At 66.2% G+C, this 24,733-nt stretch carries 22 protein-coding genes; 8 read left to right on the top strand and 14 right to left on the bottom strand.

Annotated features, from left to right (window positions below; translation table 11 throughout):
• Positions 1-91 precede the first annotated feature (91 nt).
• The gene (locus ACSQ22_RS04735) at positions 92-1,747 is read left to right on the top strand and encodes a class I adenylate-forming enzyme family protein (RefSeq protein WP_436129569.1); all 1,656 of its coding nucleotides are present in this window, start codon (positions 92-94) and stop codon (positions 1,745-1,747) included.
• The gene (locus tag ACSQ22_RS04730; protein ID WP_436129568.1) at positions 1,744-3,120 is read left to right on the top strand and encodes an MFS transporter; all 1,377 of its coding nucleotides are present in this window, start codon (positions 1,744-1,746) and stop codon (positions 3,118-3,120) included. Before ACSQ22_RS04735 ends, ACSQ22_RS04730 begins: the two co-directional genes overlap by 4 nt.
• 54 nt (positions 3,121-3,174) lie before the next feature.
• On the opposite strand, the gene ACSQ22_RS04725 is transcribed toward ACSQ22_RS04730, so the two are convergent.
• The gene (locus ACSQ22_RS04725; RefSeq protein ID WP_055398776.1) at positions 3,175-3,594 is read right to left on the bottom strand and encodes a BLUF domain-containing protein; all 420 of its coding nucleotides are present in this window, start codon (positions 3,592-3,594) and stop codon (positions 3,175-3,177) included.
• Between the two features lie 223 nt (positions 3,595-3,817).
• Here ACSQ22_RS04725 and ACSQ22_RS04720 point away from each other — a divergent pair, with 223 nt between their 5' ends.
• The gene (locus tag ACSQ22_RS04720; RefSeq protein ID WP_436129567.1) at positions 3,818-4,906 is read left to right on the top strand and encodes a sensor domain-containing diguanylate cyclase; all 1,089 of its coding nucleotides are present in this window, start codon (positions 3,818-3,820) and stop codon (positions 4,904-4,906) included.
• A gap of 15 nt (positions 4,907-4,921) precedes the next feature.
• On the opposite strand, the gene ACSQ22_RS04715 is transcribed toward ACSQ22_RS04720, so the two are convergent.
• A complete protein-coding gene (locus tag ACSQ22_RS04715) occupies positions 4,922-5,746 on the bottom strand; it encodes an EAL domain-containing protein (RefSeq protein WP_436129566.1) in 825 nt (274 codons plus the stop codon).
• Positions 5,747-5,865: 119 nt separating this feature from the next.
• Entirely contained in the window at positions 5,866-7,008 is a 1,143-nt protein-coding gene (locus ACSQ22_RS04710) for a hypothetical protein (protein ID WP_436129565.1), read from the bottom strand.
• Positions 7,009-7,216: 208 nt separating this feature from the next.
• Between ACSQ22_RS04710 and ACSQ22_RS04705 the strand changes: the two genes are divergently transcribed.
• Positions 7,217-7,864 (top strand): hypothetical protein, encoded by a 648-nt coding sequence (locus tag ACSQ22_RS04705; protein WP_436129564.1) that lies wholly within the window; start codon positions 7,217-7,219, stop codon positions 7,862-7,864.
• Between the two features lie 3 nt (positions 7,865-7,867).
• Here ACSQ22_RS04705 and ACSQ22_RS04700 read toward each other — a convergent pair whose 3' ends face one another.
• The 3 genes from ACSQ22_RS04700 to ACSQ22_RS04690 form a co-directional block, all read right to left on the bottom strand.
• A complete protein-coding gene (locus ACSQ22_RS04700; protein ID WP_436129563.1) occupies positions 7,868-8,377 on the bottom strand; it encodes a hypothetical protein in 510 nt (169 codons plus the stop codon).
• Positions 8,378-8,622: 245 nt separating this feature from the next.
• Positions 8,623-10,017: an SH3 domain-containing protein gene (locus tag ACSQ22_RS04695; protein ID WP_436129562.1), complete on the bottom strand. Its 1,395-nt coding sequence runs from the start codon at positions 10,015-10,017 to the stop codon at positions 8,623-8,625.
• Positions 10,018-10,122: 105 nt separating this feature from the next.
• On the bottom strand, positions 10,123-11,763 hold the full coding sequence (locus ACSQ22_RS04690) for an argininosuccinate lyase (RefSeq protein WP_436129561.1): 1,641 nt from the start codon (positions 11,761-11,763) through the stop codon (positions 10,123-10,125).
• Positions 11,764-11,900: 137 nt separating this feature from the next.
• Between ACSQ22_RS04690 and ACSQ22_RS04685 the strand changes: the two genes are divergently transcribed.
• Both ACSQ22_RS04685 and ACSQ22_RS04680 read left to right on the top strand, forming a co-directional pair.
• Positions 11,901-12,971 (top strand): LysR family transcriptional regulator, encoded by a 1,071-nt coding sequence (locus ACSQ22_RS04685; protein ID WP_436129560.1) that lies wholly within the window; start codon positions 11,901-11,903, stop codon positions 12,969-12,971.
• Between the two features lie 59 nt (positions 12,972-13,030).
• Positions 13,031-13,567 carry a HEPN domain-containing protein gene (locus ACSQ22_RS04680; protein ID WP_306555611.1) on the top strand — a complete coding sequence of 179 codons (537 nt, stop codon included), beginning with the start codon at positions 13,031-13,033 and terminating at the stop codon, positions 13,565-13,567.
• Positions 13,568-13,579: 12 nt separating this feature from the next.
• Here the strand turns inward: ACSQ22_RS04680 and trhP are convergent, their stop codons facing one another.
• The 5 genes from trhP to ACSQ22_RS04655 all read right to left on the bottom strand — a co-directional run bounded on the left by trhP (position 13,580) and on the right by ACSQ22_RS04655 (position 18,307).
• On the bottom strand, positions 13,580-14,998 hold the full coding sequence (gene trhP / locus ACSQ22_RS04675; protein WP_436129559.1) for a prephenate-dependent tRNA uridine(34) hydroxylase TrhP: 1,419 nt from the start codon (positions 14,996-14,998) through the stop codon (positions 13,580-13,582).
• Between the two features lie 36 nt (positions 14,999-15,034).
• Complete coding sequence (ttcA, locus tag ACSQ22_RS04670; protein ID WP_436129558.1) at positions 15,035-15,970, bottom strand: tRNA 2-thiocytidine(32) synthetase TtcA; 936 nt, start codon at positions 15,968-15,970, stop codon at positions 15,035-15,037.
• Positions 15,971-16,254: 284 nt separating this feature from the next.
• The gene (locus ACSQ22_RS04665; protein ID WP_436129557.1) at positions 16,255-17,319 is read right to left on the bottom strand and encodes a homocysteine S-methyltransferase family protein; all 1,065 of its coding nucleotides are present in this window, start codon (positions 17,317-17,319) and stop codon (positions 16,255-16,257) included.
• Positions 17,320-17,369: 50 nt separating this feature from the next.
• Positions 17,370-17,840 (bottom strand): GNAT family N-acetyltransferase, encoded by a 471-nt coding sequence (locus ACSQ22_RS04660; RefSeq protein ID WP_228896945.1) that lies wholly within the window; start codon positions 17,838-17,840, stop codon positions 17,370-17,372.
• Positions 17,834-18,307: a rhodanese-like domain-containing protein gene (locus ACSQ22_RS04655; RefSeq protein WP_436129556.1), complete on the bottom strand. Its 474-nt coding sequence runs from the start codon at positions 18,305-18,307 to the stop codon at positions 17,834-17,836. The genes ACSQ22_RS04660 and ACSQ22_RS04655 overlap by 7 nt, the downstream gene beginning before the upstream one ends.
• Positions 18,308-18,415: 108 nt before the next feature.
• Between ACSQ22_RS04655 and ACSQ22_RS04650 the strand changes: the two genes are divergently transcribed.
• Entirely contained in the window at positions 18,416-19,846 is a 1,431-nt protein-coding gene (locus ACSQ22_RS04650; protein WP_436129555.1) for a PLP-dependent aminotransferase family protein, read from the top strand.
• A gap of 173 nt (positions 19,847-20,019) precedes the next feature.
• On the top strand, positions 20,020-21,891 hold the full coding sequence (gene recQ / locus ACSQ22_RS04645; RefSeq protein ID WP_436129644.1) for a DNA helicase RecQ: 1,872 nt from the start codon (positions 20,020-20,022) through the stop codon (positions 21,889-21,891).
• 68 nt (positions 21,892-21,959) lie between these two features.
• Here recQ and ipdC read toward each other — a convergent pair whose 3' ends face one another.
• The 3 genes from ipdC to nrdD form a co-directional block, all read right to left on the bottom strand.
• Positions 21,960-23,618 (bottom strand): indolepyruvate/phenylpyruvate decarboxylase, encoded by a 1,659-nt coding sequence (gene ipdC, locus ACSQ22_RS04640; RefSeq protein WP_218301326.1) that lies wholly within the window; start codon positions 23,616-23,618, stop codon positions 21,960-21,962.
• A 188-nt stretch (positions 23,619-23,806) separates the two neighbouring features.
• A complete protein-coding gene (locus tag ACSQ22_RS04635) occupies positions 23,807-24,454 on the bottom strand; it encodes an anaerobic ribonucleoside-triphosphate reductase activating protein (RefSeq protein WP_436129643.1) in 648 nt (215 codons plus the stop codon).
• A gap of 34 nt (positions 24,455-24,488) precedes the next feature.
• The gene (nrdD, locus tag ACSQ22_RS04630) at positions 24,489-24,698 is read right to left on the bottom strand and encodes an anaerobic ribonucleoside-triphosphate reductase (RefSeq protein WP_218301327.1); all 210 of its coding nucleotides are present in this window, start codon (positions 24,696-24,698) and stop codon (positions 24,489-24,491) included.
• Between the last annotated feature and the right edge of the window lie 35 nt (positions 24,699-24,733).

Below are 24,733 nucleotides of genomic sequence, written 5' to 3'. Positions count from 1 at the left end.
AACAACAAGATACGTGTACATACAAATTGTGGCGGCTTGCAACCTGCGCACATGAAAAACTGGCTGGCCATGCCTTCTGTCGGAGACTTCCGTGGCCTTTCCATCCCTGCGCAGCCTGGTGGTGCGCTTTCTGCTCAGCCGCCTGCGCACGGCGCGGTCGGTGGCGCGCCTGGCGTACCGACGCCATGCCCACAAACCCGCGCTCATCGACCGGCGTGGCACCCTCACCTACGCACAGCTGCAAGAGCGCGTGCAGCGGCTGCAGGCCTGGATGCAGGCGCAGGGCGTGAAGAAGGGCGACGTTGTGTTCACCCTGCTGCCCGAGACCGGTGAACAGTACGAAGCCCGGCTCGCCACGTTCGAGAACGGCACCATCTTCGCGAGCTTTCACAAACACCTGCCGGCCGATGCGGCGCTGGCCACCATGGTCCGCGTCCGGCCGGCGGTGCTCATCCACGACCCGCTGCTGAGCGCGCCCATCCTGCGGGCCGTGCGCGAGCAGTTGCCCGGGATACGCCTGCTGGCGCTGGGCGATGACTACGAGCAGGCACTGGCGCAGCATGCGCCTGCCCCCGGCAAGGCCACGCTGCACGAAGACGATATCTTTGCGCTGCACATGACCTCGGGCACCACGGGGCTGCCCAAGTCCATCGGCTACAGCAACCGCAAGTACCTCGACAGCGTGCGGCTGATCTCCAAGTCCATCGATTTCCGCCCCCCCGCCAGCCGCCAGGATGTGAACATGCTGGGCCTGCCCCTCACCGGCCCTGGCTCGGGCCTGGTGCTGCCCACCCTGCTGGCGGGCGCCACGCTCGTGATGCCCGAAGACTTCAGCGCCGCCACGCTGGCCGCGTTGATCCAGAAGCACCGCGTCTCGCGCGCCTTTCTGTCGCCCTCGGCTATCATCGACCTGCTCGACGAGCCCATGCTGGGCCAGTACGACCTCTCGTCCCTTACGCATGTGCCCTATGGCTCCGAGATGATGCCGGCGCCCAAGATTGCCGAGGCCATCCGCCGTTTCGGGCCGATCTTCCAGCAAGGTTATGGCTGCCTGGAGGCGCTGCCGCCCATCACCTGGCTGCTGCCTCACCAGCATGTGGACGCGCAGGGCCAGCCACTGGGCAATGACATCCTCTCCACCGTGGGCCGGGTGATGCCCGGGGTGCAGGTGGTCATCCGCGACGAACAGTTTGCGCCCCTGCCATTGGGCCAGATGGGCCTCATCACCGTGTTGACGCCGGTGCGTTTTGACGGCTATTGGCTCGACCCCGAAAAAACCCAGGAGACGCTGCGCGACGGCTGGGTGGTGATGGGCGATGTGGGCTATTTCGACGCGGCTGGCTACCTGCATGTGCTGGGCCGCAGCGCCGACCGCGTATTGCGCCACGGGCAGTGGCTCAACCCCCGCGAGGTGGAAGAGGTGGCGCACACCCACCCCGCCGTCAAGGAGGCCTGCCTGGTGCAGCACGGTACCCGTGCTGTGCTGGTGCTGAGCCTGCGCCAGAGCTGGCGCACCGGGCATGACTGGCAAGCGCTGGAGCACGACATTGCCCAGTATCTGGCGCACAAGCTGCCCGCCGACCACCAGCCGGACGATGTACGCATCGTCGAAGAGATCCCGCGCAGCTTCCTCAACAAGATGCTGCGCCGCGAGGTGCGCCTGATGCTGGAGGCCGCTCCGCCCCGCATGGCCCCTGCCCCCACCACCGCGAGCCCGACGGCGTCTCTTTCGGCCGCGCATCCATGACGGCCCCAGCCACCCGGCTCTCGCTGGGCACCAAGCTGGGCTATGCCACCGGCAATGTCGGCCTGCAGATGCAGATTGCCGCCATGAACTTCATGCTCATGATCTTCTACACCGACGTGGCCCTGGTGGCCCCTGCCGTGGCCGGCGCGGCGCTGCTGGTGGGCAAGGTGTGGGACACCATCAACGACCCGCTGTTTGGCTGGATGACCGACCGCACCCGCTCGCGCCATGGCCGCCACCGGGTCTATCTGATCTATGGTGCGGCTCCGCTCGCCATCGCAGCAGCAGCGGTGTGGATGGTGCCCCCGGGCCTCAGCCCGTGGGCCGCGTTCCTGTGGATCGCCCTGACCTACACCGTGTTCGACACGCTCATGACCCTGGTGCAGCTGCCCTACCAGGCCATGGCTGCCAACATGACCCGCGACTACGACGAGCGCACCAGCCTCACGGCCTATGCATCGATGGGCGCCCTGCTGGGTTTTTTTGCGGGCAGCGTTTTCATGCCGATGCTGGTGCGCGCAGCCCCGGACGCCCGCACGGGCTATGCGCTGGCGGGCTCGTGCTTCGGGCTAGTCGCGGGCGTAGCCGTCGCCGTGGTGGCCTGGCGCGTGCGCGAACCGGAAGAAAGTGTGGCGGAACAGGGGGTGCGGCCTGTGGATGCCGATACCCCCGCAATGTGGGAGTCGGTGCGCGAGACCTTGCGGACCACGCTGCACAACCGCCCCTTCCTGATGCTGATGGGCGCTGCAACGCTGGTGCGCCTGGGCCTCACGCTCGTGCAGGCCTCGCTCGCGTATTTCGTGATCTACCAGCTGCAGGGCGACAAGGGCGACCTGCCGCGCTTCATGGGCACCCTGCTGGGCGTGGTGGGCCTCTCGTTGTTCATGTGGAAGCGCGTGGTCGACCGCTGGGAAAAGAACCTGGCCTACATCCTGGGCCTGGTGTTCTGCGCGGCCGGGCTGGTGGCGCTGTACTGGGTGGGCCCGGGTGACCAGCGCTTGGTCACCGCCATTTTGGTGGTGGTCGGTATCGGCATGGGAGCCCACTGGATCGTGCCTTTTGCCATGGTGCCCGACACCATCGATCACGGCCACATGCAAACGGGCGAACGCAAGACCGGCATGTACTACGGCCTGTACGGCCTGATGGACAAGCTGGCACGCACGCTGGCCACCGTGCTGGTGGCTGGCATGCTGGACGTGACGGGCTATGTGCCCAACGTGGCGCAGTCCGCCACGGCGCTGCAGGGCATCACGCTGATGACGGGCATCCTGCCGGCGGTGTGCCTGGTGCTGGCCATTCCGCTGCTGGTGGCCTATCCGATCACCCGTTCACGCCACGCAGACATACTGGAGCGCAGTGGCAGGCACTGAGCCCCGGCAATCGCCCCGCCCTACACGGCCTGTTGCGGGCCGTGGGTCGCCAGGTCATTCCAGCCAGCGTACGTTCTGCAGAATCTCGTCGAAGAAACTGCGCAAGGTGACTGCAGACATGCTGTAGGGATCGAAATCTGCAGTCCCCGAGTATTTCAGGAACAGCTGGCGATTGGATTCGAGTGACGCAATCAGCCCCATCGACCAGCCGGTGAAGCGCCGGCAAGGAATTTCGCTCATGTCCAGGACCGCCGTGTCGCGGTGGCGGCCGTCTTTCAGCAAGCGGTGGTACAGCGCGTTGACGGCAGCCCGGTCACCTTCGAGCAGTTGCAGAAAGATGCCGTTGTTCAGGCACAGGGCGCCCGTGATCCCGGCGCGGGTGTTGTTGCGCTGCGAGGCCCCCAAAATGTCCTTCACGTCTGCAGGCCCCAGCACACGCGAAGAACGGCTCGCGTAGATCAGTTGTATCAACATGTGTGTCTCCAAAACGCCGAGTGTGTCAGCGCTGGCCTTGCCCGGTGGCCCGCACGGAAAAAACCCCTCAAAACCCATCGCCGAATCCGCCCGAAGGGACTTCAAACGGACTTCGAATACCCCGGATGGGGCATGGGTGGAGGGTCTTTGCGCGCAAGAGCACCGCAGCCAGAGGGGATCGTGTAACTTTCGGTAGCTCAACTCGGTACCCGGTACGACACCCATGACGGAATTGCCGCCTCCCCTGCCTGCCGACGACGCCCGGATACAGGCGGCGCTCACCGACACGCTGCGGTTGGCTGCGGTGTGCGAAACCGGCTTGCTCGACAGCATCGCCGAAGAGAGCTTTGACCGATTGACCCGGCTGGCCTCCACGATCACTGGCGCTCCAGTCACCTTCATCTCGTTGCTCGACGCGCACCGCGACTTCTACAAAAGCACATTTGGCATGGGCGAGCCGTTGAGCACACTGCGACAGCTCACCGGGCGGACGTTTTGCCACTACTCCATGGTGTCTGACGGGCCCCTGGTGCTGGAAGATGCCACGCAGTTGCCCGTGTTCCGCGACGTGCCCACCGTGGCATCGCTCGGGGTGCGCGCCTACGCAGGCATCCCCCTGAAAACCGAAGCGGGCGAGGTTCTGGGCAGCTTTTGTGCAGTGGATTTCAAGGCCAAGCAGTGGACGGAAAAGGACATCGAAATCCTGGTCGAACTGGCCCACTCCACGATGCGCGAGATCCGGCTGCGCCGGGCATTGCGCGACGCCGAGGTGCTCAACCAGCAGCTGGTCGAACAAATCCAGAAGGTGGACGCACTGAACCTGGCGCTCAACGAGCTGGCCCGGACCGACCCGCTCACCGGCCTGCGCAACCGGCGCGCATTTGACGACAGCCTGGAGCTGGAACTGGCCGTGGTGGAGCGCACGCAGTCGCCCCTGAGCCTGCTCATGCTGGACGTGGACCATTTCAAGCAGATCAACGACAACTTCGGCCATGAGGCTGGCGACAAGGTGCTGCGGTCCATCGCGCAGGTGCTCAGCGGCTGCGTCAGGATCATCGACATCGTGGCCCGGGTGGGCGGCGAGGAGTTTGCCGTGATCCTGCCCCACACGGATGCACAGGGCGCCCACGAAGTCGCCCAGCGCATGCGTGTTGCGGTGGCCCAGGCCGGCTGGCTGAGCCAGCCCACCACCATCAGCATTGGTGCGGCCAGCTTGCGGGATGCAGAGAGCGCGTGCAGCCTCTTTGCACGGGCGGACGCAGCGCTGTACGCCGCCAAGAAATCTGGGCGAAACCGCGTGGTGACGGCGTGAACCGCCTGAGGGCGTTCAGCGCGATGCGCTGCCGTACGCCGAAGCGTCCACCGTGGCCACCGAACGAAAAGCCGGCTTGGCAAACAGATAGCCCTGCATCAGGTGTATCCCCACATCGAACAGAAAGTCACGCTCGGCCGGTGTCTCGATGCCTTCGGCGACGACCTTGATGTCCATTTCCTCGCACAGCCGCACCAGACTGCGCACGATGGCCTGGCGGGCGCGGTTGGCATCCACGTTGCGGATCAGGTCCATGTCGATCTTGATGATGTCGGGCTGAAAATCCGACAGCAGCTTCATGCCCGCATAGCCTGCACCGAAGTCGTCAATGGCGGTCTGGAAACCGCAGCGCTTGTACTCGCGCAGGATCTGGGCAAACCAGGGGCCGTCCTCAATGCGCTCGCCCTCGGTCACCTCAAAGATGATCTGAGAGAGCGGAAAGCCGTTCGCCCTGGCAGCCTCCAGGGTCGTGCGGATGCACACCTCGGGCTTGTAGATCGCATTGGGCAGAAAGTTGATCGACACCGGCTGCGCCATCCCCAGCTCTGCTGCGCCTTTGATGGCTTTGACCCGGCAGGCCTGGTCAAAGCGGTAGCGGTTGTGGTCGTTGACCTGCGCCAGCACGGTCATCGCGCCCTCGCCACCCGGCCCCCTCACCAGTGCTTCGTGCGCAAAGACCACACGGCGCTCCACGTCCACGATGGGCTGGTACGCGTAGTCAAACTGAAACCCCAGCCCCACAGCCTTGCCGCAATCCTCGCAGTCCTTCGGAGTGCCGCCCAACGGGACAAAATTGACGGGGAAAGAGGCATTGGACGGGGAGAGGGGAAGCACGCGCATGGCCTGGATTCTCCGTTCGATTCACCAAACAAGGGGGTTGGGCTGGATTTGACCTCACACAGGCCACTGCTTGCAAATGACCGGTGTGCAAAGAGCTTGCTTGGCACCCCGTATTGCCATCAAGCGCTGGACGCCGGGCCCACCGGTTCGGGCGGCAGCACGCCGCGCATTGCCAGGCAAAACGGCTGCACACATTCAGCCCGCGCGGCATAGGGGCAGCCCACCGTTTCGCACAGGCCGGATGCGCCATTGCGCGCACGCTCATCCTCACGCGGCACCTGGCCGCTGGCCTGCAGCACGGCCATCTGCGTCCACGGGTCCAGACGGCCCGTGGCCTGCTGGAGCATGTCGCGGCCGTACACCGTGGCGGCCAGTTGCGGCTGCAGGTCCAGCACCAGCAGCGCACTGGTGCGCGGTGCGGCGGCGTCCATGCCCTGCAACACCAAAGCCATCACGCCCGACTGCAGCGGCTGGCCGCCCCCGGCAAACGGCACCTGCAGCGCGCCGCCTGCAGCACTGGCGTTTGCGCTGGCCTGTGCTGCGGCTGCACCGGTCGCGGGCGACGCCTGCGTCGCCAGCCATGGCACCGGTGCACGCAAGGTCAGCGCCAGCCCGCGCGGCCCCTCGGGTGTCAACACCACCCCCTGACGTACCAGCCAGGTCTGCAGCGGCGGCTGGTCGGCATCCAGCGCCCCACTCTCCAGCGCCTGCGCCATGCCGATGGGCCAGGGCTGCGCGGCCACTACGCGCTGCGGCACCCCGGCCTGGGCCGTGACCTGCGCCACGAGCGCGCTCACCAAACGCAGCAGCGGCGCACCCAACCCCGTGGCAGGCCAGTCAACGCCTGACAACGATGCCGCCGAAGGGGTGGACACGGAGGGTGCCGACGTTGGCGCCCCCACGGGAAGTGGGGGCGGCGCCAGCGGCGGTAACGGCCCACGCGGCGCAGGTCCCGCCTTCACCCCCGAAGCGGCAGCATGACCCGCTACTTCGCGCCGCGGGTCAAAACCCGCGCCCAACTGCTCGCGCGCCTGGGCTGAAATGCTGGCCTTGTCGGCCGGTGCGGGCAAAGGCCCAGCGGGGGGGCTGGGCGAGGTGGTTGTGGGCGGCGGCGCGCTCGGGTCGGCCGTGGGCAGCGGTGCGGGCGCAGGCGTGGGTTTGTCCAGCCCCAGCAGTGCGCTCTGCCGCTGCAGCGCCGCCTCGGCCAGAAACTGGGCCACGGGCGGAAGCGCGTTGCGGGAGGGGTCGATGGGGAGGGACATACCGTACGTGCAAAGGGATGCCCGATTCTGTAGCGATTCCGCCAGTGTGAACAGGGCGCGCCGCCCACAGCGCGGCAGCTCATTAATACGCTATTAAATAGATAGCATAAAATACAATACAGTAAAGCGCCAGCGGCCTATCTGATTCAAAATCTTATCGCCCTGCCTGCCTGCCCGACGCCAGCACCCCGTGGTTCCAAACCCCGCCATGCCCCAGCATCCCCCCCTCCCGTTGTCCGACAACACGCCAGGCCCCAGACCAGCGCCTCACCGCTGGGTCGCACCCACCCTGCTGGGCGCGGTGGCGGGATTTCTGCTGTTCAGCGCGTGGATCTTTTCACCGGGCTGGGAGCGCGCATTCCGCTCCGACAACTCGCCCGCATCGTGGCTATCGAGCGCGCTGCTGCTCACGCTGTGCGTCACCGCGCTGCGCCTCACGGCCGAACGCTGTCTGCCCTGGCGGCTGGGTGTGTGGCTGGTGCTGGCCTTCGGCGCGCTGGCGCTGGACGAACAGTTCATGCTGCACGAGCTGTGGAAGTTCCGCTGCCACGAATGGATGGATGCATGCCGCTGGAGCGCCGTGCGCGAGGTGCCGATGCTGGCGGTGGCCTTGGTGGGTTTGGTCACGCTGGCCCGGCTGCACCGGGCACTGAGCCACCGCAGCACCCGTGCCCTGCTGTGGGCGGGATTCGCGGTGGGGTTGGCGGCAATTGGCGTGGACCAGTGGCCGGAGGTACAGCCGCATGCGCCCACGCTGCCGGAGTTGCCTGTGCTGCTGGCCACGCTGGAGGAAGCGCTGGAAGTGGTGGCAGAGGCGCTGGTGTTGGCGGCGTTGTTGCGGCAACCGAAAGCCTAGGCCCTACCCTCGGGTTATTCGCGCCCGAACCATATCTTCCACACGCTCTCTCACGACAAACCGAACAATCCGTGACTGGATACTTCCCTGAAGTGCCATACCTGCAAAGACCGGGACAGCTGGTTTCCCAAGACTGCGCGAAATCGCGAAAACAGGTCCACCGCTAAAACCTGAAAACGTTGATAGTGGCGGAGGATTCGGCACAGTCAGCTGGTGAATCCAAGGGCTCTGAGCAGGTCCGATGTAGTTTGCCTCTAGCGTGACAAGCCCTTCCACAACCTCTCCGCGGTCGTAGTCCATATAGGTATGGTCATTAGGAAAGCCCAGCACTCTAAATGGCGAGATCTCTCGGTAGCTCATCCAATCTCGCTCACTGTGGTCAAGGGGAAGAATGGGTGTTTCTCCCAAATCTCTCCCCAGCTTCTGCAGGTTGAGTTCAATTACTGCAATGTCGAAATGGTCCTCGCCGTGGGCTTCGAGGGGCATGTAGAAAACATCAATCAGCTCGAACAAGCGGCCCTTTGGACTGGCGACACACAACGGAGAAAGTTCCTCGTATGGGCGAAGTCCGTGCCGTGTAGTGACCAAAAAGCATCTTCGGTTCAAACCGACAAGAAACGAACTTGCCCAAACACGGTGGGGGACTTCCTCGATTCCTGTCTCGGCGACTAGAGGACGGACACAAGACGCCAGGCTTTTACTCAGGATCATTGCGCTGCGGCTTGATTCGTTCTAACACTCACCTTTTGCAGAGTGCCTCACGTGCACTCCTCATCCACCCAAACCCCCGCCCGGAACCACTGGCCGCCGATATTGAGGTACCAGCGCCATTCAAAGATCGGCTCGAAGCTCATGCCGCCGGGCGAAGGGGTGTCGATGCGCAGGATGTCTGCGATGCCATCGCGGTCCAGGTCGATCTCGTGCACCAGCACGGCAGTGTTCTTGCGCTGGGGCTTGTCCCGGATGGGCGGGTCGGCGGGCTGCATCCAGCTCGTGGCGTATCGCCGGGTCTTCACCTTCACCGCGTCAGGCGGCAGCTTTCCGGGCAGCACCAGGCGGGTCAGCACCTCGGCACTGTCGGACAGCTTGGCATAGCCGCGCACGGGCTGGGCTTCTTCGCCAGGGTCGTTGAACCCGCGGCCGGGGTAGTGGCCGCCGCAGTAATGGTCTTCGTTGCTGATGTCCCAATAGCGCTGGCGCACGGTGTGGGCCCCCACCAGGCCCTGGTGGGTAATGGCATAGAGGGTCAGCGCAGGGGCAAAGGCCTGGTCGGCAGAGCCCACGTCCCAGAAGCCGGTGATGTATTCGATTTCAGGCCCATTGTGGCGGTTGAACCGGCCCACGGGCGCCCCGGTAGGAATGACGCTGATGCGGGCGCCCGCCACGGCAGCCAGGCCGTCGGCATCGGTCTCATGCAGCAGGGCCACGCTGGTGTGGCTGCGAAAGTACGACGGGGCAATCGTCGGCAAGGTCGGCTTGGCGGCCAAAGGGGTCACGGCGGGAATGTGGTCCACGGCACGGGTGGCCAGCTTCAGGTCGTCCAGCGGGTTGACGGGGCGGCCCCGGTCGATCTCCTGCTCGGGCCGCAGCACCACGCCAGCGCGCATGAGCTTTTTGGCGGCCTCCCATTCAGGACGCATGGGGTACTGCACCGGCATTTCATGCGCGTGGCTCTTGACCAGCGCGGGCAGCTGCAGGGCTGGCGGACGCGGCAGAGCGTTGCCGTAGGCGCGCAGGCGGTTGGGTGACGGTGCCACCCAAAAGGCGCGGGCCGCATCCTTGCCCGCCTGGGCCAGGGTGAGGGGCTGGTCGGCCAGCAAATTGCAGGCGATGTGAGCCTGGAGCGGCTCTGCCAACGGGGGACCCAGGCGGGCATCGCCCGCATAGAGCACGGCGCACCAGCCATCGCGCTCGGTGAGCTGTTGCAGCACGGTGTTGGCGGGTACTTGGGCGACGATGCGGGCCTGGGATTGAGCCGACTCGCGCAGGTTGACCCACGAGCCTTGCACATAGCGCTGCTTGGCGGGTGCTACAGCCGGGGCCTGGGCCCACGCGCTGGCGCCCGTCAGCGCGGCAACCGCCGCAGCCGCTATGGCGACCGCTAACGCGGCGGGAACTCGGAAGCGTTGCTGGGCTTTCGATGTTGTGCTCATGTGTGTTGACTCCCTTCGCGATGGGCGTCAGTATCGCCCGCCCGGGAGACCCACTCCGGTCGGGCCCGTCGGCCTGTCTGAAGCACACAGCCCGCGAGCCCACACTCAAGGCAACGACTTCACACCCTCAAACGCCGCATTCAAAGCAGCCTCAGCCGCCAGGAGCCGCTGCCGCGCTTCGCCCGACCACACGCGGTCTTTGGCCAGGGTGTCCTTGGCAACGGTCGCCATGCGCGTGACCTCCTGCGGCTGCGGCCCGCCTGTGCCGGTGCGGGTGGTCACCATGTCTGCGGGAGACAAAGCGCGGCGGAATGCGGCTTCACCCAGGGGCAGACGCTGGTCCTTGAGGTCGTATTTCTTGCCCGCTTCGCGGTAGATGCGCACGGCTTCGGCGTACGGAAAATCCTTGGGGCGAATGTTGCGCTCCTTGGCAAACAGCACCACATCCGACGCAAAGTGGTGCCCCACCCGGAACGGCACGCCATGGCTGCGTTGCAGCGCTTCGGCCAGCTCCATCGAGGTGGTCCACTCGGATTCGAGTTCGTCCAACGCGCGTGCGGGGTCGATGCGCAATGAGTCCAGCACATCGGCAAACTGCTGCAGCATCTCCACGCCCTGCACAAAGGTCTTGGCGCTGGCCGGGCTCCAGGTGTTCTTGTAGTCGATCATGCCGGGCGTGACGTTATGCGCCCGCCACAGCGACGCCTGGGCTGAGGCCACCACATCGCTGGCCTTGGCCCGCGTGTTCTGGATGATGCCGGGGTTGGCCTTTTGCGGCATGGCGCTGCTGGTGTAGGTCTTGCCGCTGGCCAGCAGCAGCCAAGGCCGCGTCTGGTGGTACTGGGTGTGCACATCCTGCATGAAGGCCCCCACGCGGATGGCGGTGGAGCTGGCGATGGACGTGGCTTCGATGGGGATGTCGTAGGTGCTGATCTGCCCTGCATCCAGCGAATTCACGATGAGACCGTCGAACCCCAGCAACTGCGCCAGGCGCTCGCGGTTGATGCCCCAGCTGGAGTTGGACAGCACCGCCGTGCCCATGGGGCTGAGGTTGATGCGGGCGTAGGCCTCGCGAATGCGCGCCGAGTCGCGCGCGAACGAGTCGGCCCAGGCCATCAGGTAGTGCCCATAGCTGATGGGCATGGCCTGCACGCCATTGGTGTAGGCGGGCACATAGGTGGCGGTGTGGGCCTGCGCCGTGTTGATGAGCCGTGCGCGCACCTGGTCCAGCGCATCGGCAAAGTCCAGCATCTCCAGGCGCAACTGCGCGGCATTCAAGGTGGAATGGATGTCCTGGCGGCTGCGCCCGGTGTGGATCAGCGTTGCCTCGGGGCCCACGGTATCCGTGATGATCTTCTCGACCTGCAGCACATCGGTGGGGCGCTTGCCACCCGGCGTAGTGGCCTGGGTGATCGAATGCTCAACGCCGCGCGCGATGCGACCGGCCTGGGCCTTGGGGATGATGCCTTGCTCCACATTCACCACGGTCGATGCCATGTTGATGCGGCCGAACCAGTAGAACGTGTCTTGCGACTTTGCCAAGGCGCTGGTGGCTTCCCCTTTGACCACCCCCTGGATCTTGGCCACCTGCGCCTGGCACTCGGCCGTGGTCTTGCACGCGGTGTCGAGGGTATCGGCGGCGTTGGCCTGGCCCATGGCGAAGATGGCCGCCATCACCGGGGCGATGAGGAAACGGGACGGGCGCGAGGTGATCTCGCCCAAGGTGGGGCGCTGCAATGACGGCATGAAGTTTTGTCTCCTGAGTTCCTGCGCACTGGCTTGCACACGGTACGGGAATAAGATTCGTTAGTTGAATGACCCCAGGGCAGGCTCGCGCCCAACCGAAGGCAAGCGATGGTTGCACAGCAGGCAACACAGGGCCAATGCTTCTTTTTCAACATGATTCAAATTTTGAATACCCCATGCCAGACCTGACGCCCTCCGTCCTGTTCAATCGCATCCTGGGCCGTGTGCGCCTCAAGCACCTGCAGTTGGCGATTGCGATTGCCGATTTGCAAAGCCTGCACCGCGCGGCCTCTGCCATTGGCCTGAGCCAGCCCGCAGCGACGCATGCGCTGGCGGAGCTGGAGAGTTCTATGGGCGGCGCCCTCTTTGAAAGGCACGCCAAGGGCATGCGCTTGACCCGCCTGGGTGAGGCGGTTCTGCCACTGCTGCGCGCTTCGCTGGTGCCCCTGCAAGCGGCTGCTGGCAACGCGGCGCTGATGCAGCAAGGGGCAGCGTCCGCGCTGATCCGCATCGGCAGCATCGCGGCGGGCATCAACGGGTTGCTGACGGCCGCCATCCCGGTCTATTGCGCCCTGCACCCCAGCGCCGCCATCGATGTGCACGAAGTCACCATCGACAACCTGCTGGAGAGCATCCAGGAAGGAAGCCTGGACCTGGCGATCTGCCGCGAACCGACCCCGCTGCCGCAAGGGTTTGAGTTTCATGCCGCGCTGCCGGATGAATTCGTCATTGCCTGCCGCCCAGGCCACCCGCTGGCTCAACAGACAACCGTCACGGCCGCCGAGCTGCTGTCACAACGCTGGCTGAGCCCGCCACTCACAGGGCTGGGCCCACAACAGGTGGATAGCCTGTTCGACGATTTGGGCGGGGTTCCGGAACTGTGTCGCGTGTCGAGCCGCTCGACGGAAATCATCTACGCCATGCTGGCGGAAAGTGACATGCTGGTCTGCGTGCCAGCGAGTCTTTTACGGCCCTTGGTAGAGCGCAAGGATCTGTCGGTTCTATCGTGGAAACCGCAGAGGGTGGGGCCGCTGGGAGTATTGGTCAGAGCGGATGTGTTTGCAGACAGCGCGCATCCTTGTCGTGCGTTTATTGAGTGCGTGATTTCTGTTTGGGATGACAGTGGCAGATCGTCTGATCTGCCGACTTTCGCTGAAACTCACCTAACATCTCGCGCTATTGCTACATACCGCATCGAGGACCATTGATGGTCGCATAGCATTGGGTGCGACTACATATATTCAGGCATCACAGAACAACACCCGATATGTCCCGCGCCTCAAATATTTTCCTAAGCTCAATCGAAGACGCAAATACGCTTCTTGCTCATTTCGACACCCTTCATAAGCAGAACGCGGAAACTGCCGAAGTCTTAAAACGGGCGGGCCTTGTCATGGCTCTCACAGCTTGGGAGACGTACGTTGAAGATAGAGCGCTCGAGGCTGTAGCCGCGAGGCTCAAGGCGGTGAACGGCAGCCCAATCGGCACCTTTGTCAACAACAAGCTCAATGAGGAATTGAAGCGCTTCCACAACCCAAATTCAGAGAAGACGCGCAAACTGTTCCTCGACTATTTGCAAGTCGATGTCTGCGCTGGCTGGAAGTGGCTGCACTACGATCCGGCTACCGCAAAGAAAACGCTCGATGAACTCATCGGCCGCCGGGGTGATGCGGTCCATCGCTCGAAACCGGTTTCCACTGGAGCGCCAGCGCCACACCTGGTCAAACGCGACGACTTGGAGAAAGCGATTCGGTTCCTGAAGGGCCTCGTAGAGGCCACTGACCGTGCGCTCGAAGGAGAGTGACGGACGCACCGCTCACGCGGCCAAAGCAGGCTCCGCCTCCACCACCCGCGCCAGCAGCGCGCCGCTGTAGCGCGCAGGCAGTGGGAGCCACACACGCACGGGGCTGCCCTGGGCGACCTGCACGGGCTGGCCTTCCACGTTGCGCATCTCTTGCAGGCGCACCGTAGTGTTGCCACTGGGGTGTACTACTTCGATCAGGTCTCCCACGGCAAAGTGGTTCTTGGTTTCGACCTGCACCCAGTCGCCTTGCAGGCCCACTTCCGCCTGACCTTCAGCTCCCAGCACCTCGCCCACGTACTGGCTGCGCTGCGTGGCGGAGTGGCCGCTGATGTAGTTCTGGTAGTCGTTGCTGGGGCGGCGCTCCAGCAGGCCGCCGGTGTAGCCGCGGTTGGACAAGCCTTCCAGCTCGATCAGCAGCTCGGGGTTGAAGGGGCGACCGGCCACGGCATCGTCAATCGCGCGGCGGTAGACCTGGGCGGTGCGGGCCACGTAGTACAGGCTCTTGGTGCGGCCTTCGATCTTGAGCGAATCCACGCCGATCTGCGCCAGGCGCGCCACGTGCTCCACCGCGCGCAGGTCCTTGCTGTTCATGATGTACGTGCCGTGCTCGTCTTCCATGATGGGCATCATCTGCCCGGGGCGGCCGGCCTCTTCGATCAGGTAGACCTTGTCGGCCTTGGGGTGGCGCTCGCCGTTGCCGGTGGTCGATGCGAAGGCCTGCTCGGCCTTTTGCTGCGCGGCTTCGAAGTTGAAGTCGCCTTCCATCTTCTGCGCAATGGCTTCGCCCGTGGTGGGGTCGATGTCGGCGTCGTGCGTGGCGTAGTTCCAGCGGCAGGCGTTGGTGCAGGTGCCCTGGTTGGGGTCGCGGTGGTTGAAGTAGCCGCTGAGCAGGCAGCGGCCCGAGTACGCGATGCACAGCGCGCCGTGCACGAACACTTCCAGCTCCATGTCGGGGCATTCCTGGCGGATTTTTTCGATCTCGTCCAGGCTGAGTTCGCGCGAGAGGATGATGCGCTCCACACCCATCTTCTGCCAGAACTTCACCGCCGCCCAGTTGGTGGTGTTGGCCTGCACCGAGAGGTGCACCACCTGCTCGGGCCACTTTTCCTTGACCATCATGATCAGACCCGCGTCGGCCATGATGAGGGCGTCGGGCTTGCAGTCGATCACGGGCTCGATGTCGCGCAGGTAGGTGCGGATCTTGTCGTTGTGTGCAATCAGGTTGCTGGTCACGAAGAACTTCTTGCCGCGTGCGTGCGCCTCGTCAATGCCTTGCTTGATCTGCTCCAGGCGGAACTCGTTGTTGCGGGCGCGCAGGCTGTAGCGCGGCTGGCCTGCGTACACGGCGTCGGCACCAAAGTCGTAGGCGGCGCGCATTTTGTCGAGCGAGCCAGCGGGCAGGAGCAGTTCGGGGGCTTTGAGGGTGGTCATGTGGTGGCCCAATCTAAAAATCGTCGGGGGTCGGGTTCAGCGGGGCATCAGGGGCAGGCCCGCGAGCATGCCCACGGCCTGCGCAGGCAGTTCTTCGGCGTCAAAGGCCTTGTCACCATCGGCGTCGGCCACGCCGTTGGGTACCAACCCCTTGAAGTCGAACTGGCGCGGGTCCATGAAGTGCGAAGGCACCAGGTTGCGCAGGGCCACGGCCATGTTCTCGATGCGGCCCGGGTAGAGCTGCTGCCAGTCGCGCAGCATCTGGCCGATCTGCTTGCGCTGCAGGTTCTCCTGGCTGCCGCACAGCGTGCAGGGGATGATGGGGAATTGCTGGATCTGCGCCCAGCGTGCCAGGTCGTCCTCGGCCACGTAGGCCAGCGGGCGGATGATGAGGTGGTCGCCGCGGTCGCTTTGCACCTTGGGCGGCATGCCCTTGAGCTTGCCGCCGAAGAACATGTTCAAAAAGAAGGTCTGCAGCATGTCGTCACGGTGGTGGCCGAGCGCGATTTTTGTGCAGCCCAGTTCGTCGGCCACGCGGTACAGGATGCCCCGGCGCAGGCGGCTGCAGAGGCTGCACATGGTTTTGCCCTCGGGGATGTGCTCCTTGACGACGCTGTAGGTGTCCTGCGTTTCGATGTGGAAGGGAACGCCCACCTGGGTCAGGTATTCAGGCAGCACATGGGCCGGAAAGCCGGGCTGCTTCTGGTCGAGGTTGACGGCGATCAGCTCGAACTTGTGGCCGTTGCGCTGCTGCAGCATACGCAGCACGTCGAGCAGGCCGTAGCTGTCCTTGCCGCCCGACACGCACACCATGACCTTGTCACCGTCTTCGATGAGGCCGAAGTCAGTGATGGCCTGCGCGACCTGGCGCACCAGGCGCTTTTCGAGCTTGAGCGCGGCGTGGGCGGCGGCTTTTTGAGCAGCCTCGTCGGCAGGTGCCGTGTCGGCGGGCAAGATAGCGTTGTCGATCATGGTGGGCTGCCTGGAACGGCACTGCGTTGCCGCACTTCAGAGCGGCAACAATTGCTATTAATTAGATAGCACCTGACGCTTGACCATCAAGCGCCAGGTACCAATTTTCCTACAAACCGTTCATTCAGCGCGAATCTCTCACCCTTGGGTGGGCGTTGCAAAACCCGCAGCGCGCGAAACCGGCGCGGCCCAGACCAAAGGCCGCCGCGCAAGGGCCGCCCCGCCGCGCTGGCGGCGTCCCCCTTGGGGGAAGGCGCCGCAGGCGACTCAGGGGGGCAGCTACTCTAGGCTTCTGCTGGGTAGAACATCTTGCGGGTGGGCACGTTCTCGACTGCCTTGGCGATGGCGCCGATGTGGTCCGGCGTGGTGCCACAGCAGCCGCCCAGAATGTTGACCAGCCCCTCGGCCGCGAACTCATGCACCAGGCGGCTGGTGATTTCTGGCGTTTCGTCAAAGCCGGTGTCGCTCATGGGGTTGGGCAGGCCGGCGTTGGGATAGCAGCTGATGAAGGTGTCCTCGGCCACGCGGTTCAGCTCCTGGATGTAGGGGCGCATCAGCGTGGCACCCAAGGCGCAGTTCAGGCCTATGGCCAGCGGGCGGGAATGGCGCACGCTGTGCCAGAAGGCCGTGACCGTCTGGCCCGAGAGGATGCGGCCCGAGGCATCGGTGACGGTGCCGCTGATGATGAGCGGCAGGCGCTCGCCGCTGTTTTCAAAGAACTCGTCGATGGCGAACAGCGCGGCCTTGGCGTTGAGCGTGTCGAAGATCGTCTCGACCAGCAGCACGTCGGAGCCGCCCTCGACCAGCGCTTCCACCTGCTCGTAGTAAGCGGCGCGCAGCTGCTCGAAGTCCACATTGCGCGCGCCGGGGTCGTTCACGTCGGGGCTGATGCTGGCCGTCTTGGGCGTGGGGCCGAGGGCGCCTGCGACAAAGCGGGGCTTGTCGGGCGTGCTGTACTTGTCACAGGCGGCGCGGGCCAGCTGGGCAGATTTCAAATTCATCTCGCGCGCCAGGTGGGCCATCTTGTAGTCCTCCTGCGCGATGGTTGTCGCGCCGAAGGTGTTGGTCTCGATCAGGTCGGCGCCTGCAGCCAGGTAGCGCTCGTGGATGTCGCGGATCACATCGGGCCGGGTGATGCTGAGCAACTCGTTGTTGCCCTTCACGTCACGCGGGAAGTCCTTGAACCGGTCGCCCGCCCCATCCGGGCCGTTGTAGCCTTCGCCCCGGTACTGCGCCTCGCCCAGCTTGAAGCGCTGGATCATGGTGCCCATGGCGCCGTCCAGGATGACGATGCGTTGGGCGAGGATGTCGGGCAGTTGCGCGGCGCGCGTGTAGGCAAGCGTTTTCATCCCCCGATTGTAGAAAGCCCCCTGGGGCTGCCGGTGGCCCAGGGGCTTTCTCACCCACACACGAGCGTGTAGCGTTGCTTGGCAAGTCGCGTTGCCCCCAGGCGGTCATAGAAACGGATGGCGCCCTCGTTCCACACGGGCGTCTGCCACTGCATCGCCTCGCAGCCCAGCATTTGGGCGCGGTGCTGCACAGCGGCCATCATCTCTGCGCCCCGGCCGCAGCCACGCGCTTCAGGCTCCAGGTACAGGCAGTCCAGATGCAGGTAAGAGCGCGCGGCGAGAGTCGAATAGTCCAGCGTGGCGCTGGCATATCCCACTGCCTGCTCACCCCAATAGCCCAGCCAGGCGAACAACCGCCCCGCCTCCAGCCCCTGGGCCAGCCGGTGGGCATGGCCGTCGGCGCTGTACGGGATGCGCTCGTACGCCGCGTGGGCGGCGCACAGGTCGGCCAGCGCGGGCGCGTCAGCGGCGCCTGCGGCGCGCAGGGTCCAGCCGGTGCGATGCGGCGGATGGCTCAGCATGCGCACTCGATGGCGGGGCCGGCCGACGGCATGGCGCCGCGCTCCGGGCCGGTGGCCACAGGCTGGCCGTCGCGGATCCAGAAGTCCAGCCCGCCCAGCATCTCCTTGACCGTGAAGCCCAGCCGCGCCAACTTGTACGCGCCCCGGGTCGAGCCGTTGCAGCCGATACCGTCGCAATACGTGACGTAGACCTTGCTGCGGTCAAGGTGCGCCGTGCTCTGCTCGTCCATGGTGCGGTGGGGAAAGCTGATGGCGCCCGGCACATGGCCCTGTTCGTAATGCGCCGTGGAGCGGGTGTCGACCACCACGATGGCGTCGATGCCGTTGCGCAGGTCTTCGGCCACGTCCCAGGCATCGGCGTGGTAGCTGAGCTTGGCGGCCATGAAGTCCCGCGACTGCTCGGGGCTGGGCGCGGGGAACGCCAGGACAGCGGAGGCGGGTGCGGAGACGGGGGCGGCGTGGGTCATGGAAAAGTCCTCTCGTGTGGCTGTGTGGTGTTGCGATGGGATGAAGTGTCCGACGATTTGGCCTGATTGATAATGCCAATCATCCGTCACAAATAAGACCAATTACCGATGAAACCACGGCTGTTGCTCACGCTGCTGGAGGACGCCCACGGAGGCGGCCGCCGCGAGCGCCTGTGCGCGGCGCTGCGCGAGGCCGTGCGCACCGGCCAGGCCGTGTTGGGCGAACGCCTGCCCTCCACCCGCGATCTGGCGCGCGACCTGGGTCTTTCACGGGTCACGGTGGAGGCGGCCTACGCCCAGCTGGAAACCGAGGGCTACCTGCACCGGCATGTCGGCCAGGGCAGCTTCGTGGCCATCGACATGCAGCGTGCCGGGGCGGCGCGGTCCCGGGCGGGCCGTATGGCCCCGGCGGCGGCACTGCCCGCGCTGTCGCGGCGCGGGCAGCGCATGGTCGATACCGGCGGTTGCGCCGAGCCCGACCGCGCCCGCGCGTTCGTGGCGGGCAGCCCGGACCTTGGGGCCTTCCCGGTCGATCTGTGGCGCCAGCTGATGCAGCGCCGCCTGCGCCAGGACGCTGGGCCCCTGCTGTTCTACGGCGACCCCCAAGGCCTGCCCGCACTGCGCGAGGCCATCGCGCGCTACCTCGCGCAGTCGCGCGGCGTGCGTTGCCATGCGGGCCAGGTGCTGGTGCTGACCAGCTCGCAACAGGCCCTGCAGCTGCTGGCCGCGACGCTGCTGGACGAAGGCGATACCGTCTGGATGGAGGACCCGGGCTACGCAGGCGCGCGCACCGCGTTCCACGCCAGCGGGGCCCAGGTGGTGGACATGCCGCTGGACGGCGAAGGCGCCCAGCTGGTGCCCACCCAGACGCCGCCACGCCTGATCTACCTCACGCCATCGCACCAGTTCCCCACCGGGCGCGCCATGTCCCTGCAGCGCCGCCTGGCCTTCATCGACCACGCACAGGCCACGGGGGCCTGGCTGATCGAGGACGACTACGACAGCGAATTCCTCTACGACCACCAGCCCACGCCCGCCTTGCAGGGCCTCGACGCGCACGGTCGCGTGCTCTACATCGGCACGTTCTCGAAGTCCTTGTTTCCTTCGGTGCGGCTGGCCTACATGGTGCTGCCCGAACCGCTGGTAAAGCCTCTGGTGACCGCCCGCACCATCTACGACGGCCACCCTTCGCAGCCCATGCAGGCGGTGGCGGCCGACTTCATGGACCAGGGCCACTTTGCGGCCCACCTGCGGCTGATGCGCCAGCTCTACCGCAGCCGGCGCGACGCCCTGCTGCAGGCGCTGCACACCCACCTGCCCTGGGCCGCGCCCCTGGACAGCCGGGGCGGGCTGCAGATGGCCGTGCGGCTGACCGAGGGCAGCGAGCAGCAGCAAACGCGCCGCGCGCTGGCGCGCGGCATTGCAACCCCCAGCCTCAGCGAGCTCTACCATGCAGCGCCTCCCATCGCGGGATGGCGGCTGGGCTTTGCCGCCATCCCGCCTGAGGTGATCGAAAGCGCTGTCCGCGCGCTGCGCTGACCCCCAACCAGCGGCGCAGGCCCGCAGCGCACAATACGGGCCTTGCATCGCACGGTTCGTCGCACGGGCCCGCACACAAATTTTTGGCTTTATTGGCGTCCAGCGCAGGTGGGTCCAGCGTGGGGCGCTCTCATTTTCAGAGTATTCGCTTGGTGTCTCGCCCGTCTTCCGTGTTGTCCCCTGCCCAGTCTGTCTTGCAGGATGTCTTCGGCTACGAACAGTTCCGCGGCCCGCAGCAAGCCATCGTCGAGCATGTGATTGGCGGCGGCGACGCGCTGGTGCTGATGCCCACGGGCGGAGGCAAGTCGCTGTGCTACCAGGTGCCGGCCATCGTGCGCCAGCAGCAGGGGCGCGGGGTGACCATCGTGATTTCGCCGCTGATCGCGCTGATGCACGACCAGGTGGGCGCGCTGCACGAGGCGGGGGTGGATGCGGCGTTCCTGAACTCGACGCTGAGCTACGACGAGACCCAGGACGTGGAGCTGCGCCTGCAGACCGGCGACCTCACGCTGCTGTATGCCGCGCCCGAGCGGCTGAACACGCCCCGTTTCCTGGGCCTGCTCGACAGCCTGTACAGCGGCGGCCACCTGAGCCTGTTCGCCATCGACGAAGCACACTGCGTCAGCCAGTGGGGCCACGATTTCCGCCCCGAATACCGCGCGCTCACGCTGCTGCACGAGCGTTACCCGCAAGTACCGCGCATTGCGCTCACCGCCACGGCCGATGCGCTCACGCGCGAGGACATCGTCGAGCGGCTGCAGCTGGAGGATGCGCGGCTGTTCATCAGCAGCTTTGACCGGCCCAACATCCGCTACCGCATCGAGGAAAAGAAGGACGTCACCACGCAGCTGCTGCGCTTCATCGAGCGCGAGCATGCGGGCGAGGCGGGCGTGGTGTATTGCCAGTCGCGCAAGCGCGTGGAAGAGCTGGCCACCACGCTGAGCGACGCGGGCATCACCGCCCTGCCCTACCACGCGGGTCTGGACACGAAAGTGCGTCAGAAGAACCAGGATCGCTTCCTGCGCGAGGAAGGCATCGTGATGGTGGCCACCATCGCGTTCGGCATGGGCATCGACAAGCCGGATGTGCGTTTTGTGGCCCATGTGGACATGCCCAAGAACATCGAAGGCTACTACCAGGAAACGGGCCGCGCGGGCCGCGACGGACTGAACGCCGATGCCTGGATGGCCTACGGCCTGAACGACGTGGTCAACCAGCGCCGCATGATCGACGAAAGCCCGGCCGGCGAGGAGTTCAAGCAGGCGCTGCGCGGCAAGCTCGACGCGCTGCTGGCGCTGGCCGAGGCCACCGACTGCCGACGCGTGCGGCTGCTGGCGTACTTTGGAGAGCAGTCCACACCCTGCGGAAACTGCGACAACTGCCTGAACCCACCGGCGGTGTGGGACGCCACGGATGCGGCACGCAAGCTGCTCTCCACCATCTACCGCGTGAACCAGGCCAGCGGCATCAGCTTTGGCACGGGGCACATCATGGACATCCTGCGCGGCAAGAAGACCGAGAAGGTCGCGCAGTTCGGGCACGAAAAAATCTCCACCTTCGGCATCGGCGCGGACCTGACCGAGCCCCAGCTGCGCGGCGTGCTGCGCCAGCTGATCGCCACCGGCGCGTTAGGCCTGCAGAAGGTGATGCTGGACAGCGGCCACAGCTTTGACACGCTGTGCCTCACCGAGGGTTCGCGCGCGGTGCTCAAGGGCGAGGTGCCGGTGCAGTTGCGCGAGTCGGTGTCATCCGCACCGGCCAAGCGCACGCGCACCCGCAAGGGCACGGGCAGCGCGCCGCCCGCCGCGGCCGCCAATCTTGGCCCCGATGCGCAGGTGCGTTTCATCAACCTCAAGGCCTGGCGCGCCGAGGTGGCACGCGAGCACAACCTGCCTGCGTATGTGATCTTTCACGATGCCACTTTGGCCGCGATTGCCGAGCGCAACCCCGGCACGCTCGACGACCTGCAGGGCATCAGCGGGATGGGGGCGAAAAAGCTGGAGGCGTACGGGGCAGACGTGCTGCGCGTGGTGCGCGCGGGGTAGCCCCGCTGCCGCGCTTTGCTGCCCCGCGATGCGATGCGTGCGGGCCTACGTGAACAGATCCTTCGCGCTCAGGCGCCCGACGCCGCCCGCGCCCGCAGGGCCCGGATGCCTTCTGAAAAACGCCGCAGCGTGGGCGTGCTGTCGCCCGGTGGCACCATCAACTCGATGAGCTGAAAGCGACCGCGCTCGGCAAACGCGGCATCGAGCGCCGCCTTGAACTGCGCCCGCGTGTGCACCCGGTGGCCGCGCCCGCCCAGCGCATCGGCGGCCTGGGCCAGGTGCCAGTCGCCCAGGGCGGCGCAGCGCGATTCGGTCTGGAAGGCGCGGATCATTTCCCAGGTCTGGTTGTTGAGCACGATGGCGATGGGGTCCAGCCCCAGGCGAGGGCAGTTGCCCAGCTCCCAGCCCGTCATTTGAAAGGCGCCGTCGCCCACCAGGATCAGGCTGCGCTGGCCCGTGGCCACCTGCGCACCGATGCCGGCCGGCACGCCGAAGCCCATGGACGCGTAGTAGCCCGGCGCCACCAGCGGGGTGGGCAGCAGCTCCATCGCAGCAAACAGGCAGTCGCCAATGTCCGCGACGATGTTCATGGGGCCGTGCGCGCGGATGCGGTCGTTGAGCGCGCGGGAGAGGTCGGCCGCACACACGGGCGCATCGTCGGCCACCAGGCCTTCGGGGCAAGTGGGCGGGGGCGGCAGGGCGCGCGGCGGCTTGGCGCCTGCGGCCGGGGCGCGGGCCAGCAGCGCTTCCACCAGCGCGGCCAGCGGGATGTTCGGGTACAGGTGGTGGCCCACGCGCGCCTCGCGGTGCGCGGTGATGAGCGCGCGGCGAAAGTCCATGCGCTGGGCGCTCACACCAAAGTTGCTGTCCGACAGGATGGCACCCAGCATCACGGGCAGGTCGGAGTCGTCGAGCAGCGCGCTGGTCTCGGGCGCGCCCGCCACGCCCAGGTAGGTGCCGTGCAGCTGTACGCCGGAGTGCACGCCCTCCTCCGCCAGCAGGCCCCGGCCCATGAAGGTGGTGAGCACCGGCAGCTGCAGGCGCCGCGCGAGTTCGGCCACGCGGGCTTCCAGGCCAAAGCGGCGCACCTCCACGTCCACCACCAGCACGGGGCGCTGGGCTGCCTGGATGCGGGCCATCCATTCGTCGGCGCACTCGGCCACGGCGGCTTCATTGAAGGGGCTGGGCGGCAGCAGGGGCACCTCGGCCATGGGGTGCAACGTCATGTCGCGCGGCACCTCGATGAGCACGGGCTGCGAGTATTCGCGGCAGCTGCGCAGCACGCGGGCCAGCTCGGCGGGCGCGGTGGCAGGGTCGGACAGGCGCACCTGGTCGCAGGTGATCTCGCGGAAGATCCGCCATTGCGAATCGACATGGCGCACCTGGTGGTGCAGCACCAGGCCCGAGTGCGCCTCGACCTCGCCGGGGCAGCCGGCCAGCACCACCAGCGGCGAGCGCTCGGCATAGGCCCCCGCCACGGCGTTGACCACGTTGAGCGCGCCCGCGCCGTAGGTGACGGCCACCACGCCCAGGCCGCAGTGCATGCGCGCGGCGGCATCGGCGGCAAAGCCCAGCGAGGGCTCGTGGCTGAGCGTGACCAGGGGCAGGATGCCGCTCTCCTCGATCTGCTTGAACAGGGGGAGGATGAAGTCGCCGGGGATGCCGAAGATTTCGCGCGCGCCATGGGTTTTGAGCGCGTGCAGCAGCTGGAGGCCGAGGGGGGTCATGGACGTGTTCCTTGCGGGTGATGCCGGTGTGCGGCGGTGGCGGATGATCCACGCGGCGTGACCAAGGCGGCTCTGATGCGCATCAAACCCAGCGACTCCTAGCGCGAGTTCGCAGATTCGTTCTTTTTTCGACCTAGAAGCGCAACAAATCTGCGCGAAGCACCGACCAAACCCGGAGCCCCGCCCGCTCAGGCCCGGCGCAGCGTGAAGGAGGGGAACCACGCGGCCAGTTGCTGCTGGTGCGCCGTGGTCAGCGCCCAGGCCGGTGCGCCAGGTGCGCGGCATTCCTGCAGCGCCCAGCGGCGCACGCCGCGCGCGGCCAGGGCCTGGGCCAGGTCCAGCAACTCATCCACACCAAACAGGCCCGCGTGCCAGGTGGTGCGGCATTCGTGGTCGGTGCCATAGGCCAGAAGCACCTCCAGCCCGGCCCAGGCGCGCGCACCGCTGCCGGGCGTGGCGGTGATGGCGTTGTAGCGCTGCGGCAGGGCCTTGATGTCCAGACCCACCCAATCGAGTTGCGGCAGCAGTGCCGCCAGCCGCTCGGGGTACATGCCGCCGGTGTGCAGGGCGGTCTGCAGGCCCAGGCTGCGCACTGCGTTCAGCGCCGCGCCCAGGCCCGCCTGCAGCGTGGGCTCGCCGCCCGAGAAAACCACGCCGTCCAGCAGGCCGCGCCGGCTTTCCAAAAAGGCCAGCGCCTGCGCCCAGGGCAGCGAGGGCGGTTCGGTGGCATCGAGCAGTTCGGGGTTGTGGCAATAGCCGCAGCGCCAGGGGCAGCCCTGGCAATACAAAACGGCCGCGAGGCGGCCGGGGAAATCGATGGTGGTGAGCGGTGTCATGCCGCCCAGCCGCAGCGCCGCGGCTGGCGGCGCCTCAGCAGGCGTTGCTTCCACCACGCGTCTGCTCTGAAAAGAAGCGGCGCTCGGCGTGCTCGCCCTGCTTGCCCGTGTTGAAGCTGGCCACGGGGCGGTGATAGCCCATCACGCGGGTCCAGACCTCGCAGGGCTGGCGCTCGTCGTCGGTGAGTTGCACGGCGGCGGCGCTGGAGATGGCGGTGTGTTCGGTAGCGGAGAAATGGCTCATGCCGGGGTCCTTTCAGGGGTGGAGGGAATGGTTTG

This window comes from Acidovorax sp. LjRoot38 (assembly GCF_964252975.1).
Taxonomy (GTDB): domain Bacteria; phylum Pseudomonadota; class Gammaproteobacteria; order Burkholderiales; family Burkholderiaceae_C; genus Acidovorax; species Acidovorax facilis.
This window is presented reverse-complemented; position numbering and strand designations above follow the sequence as displayed.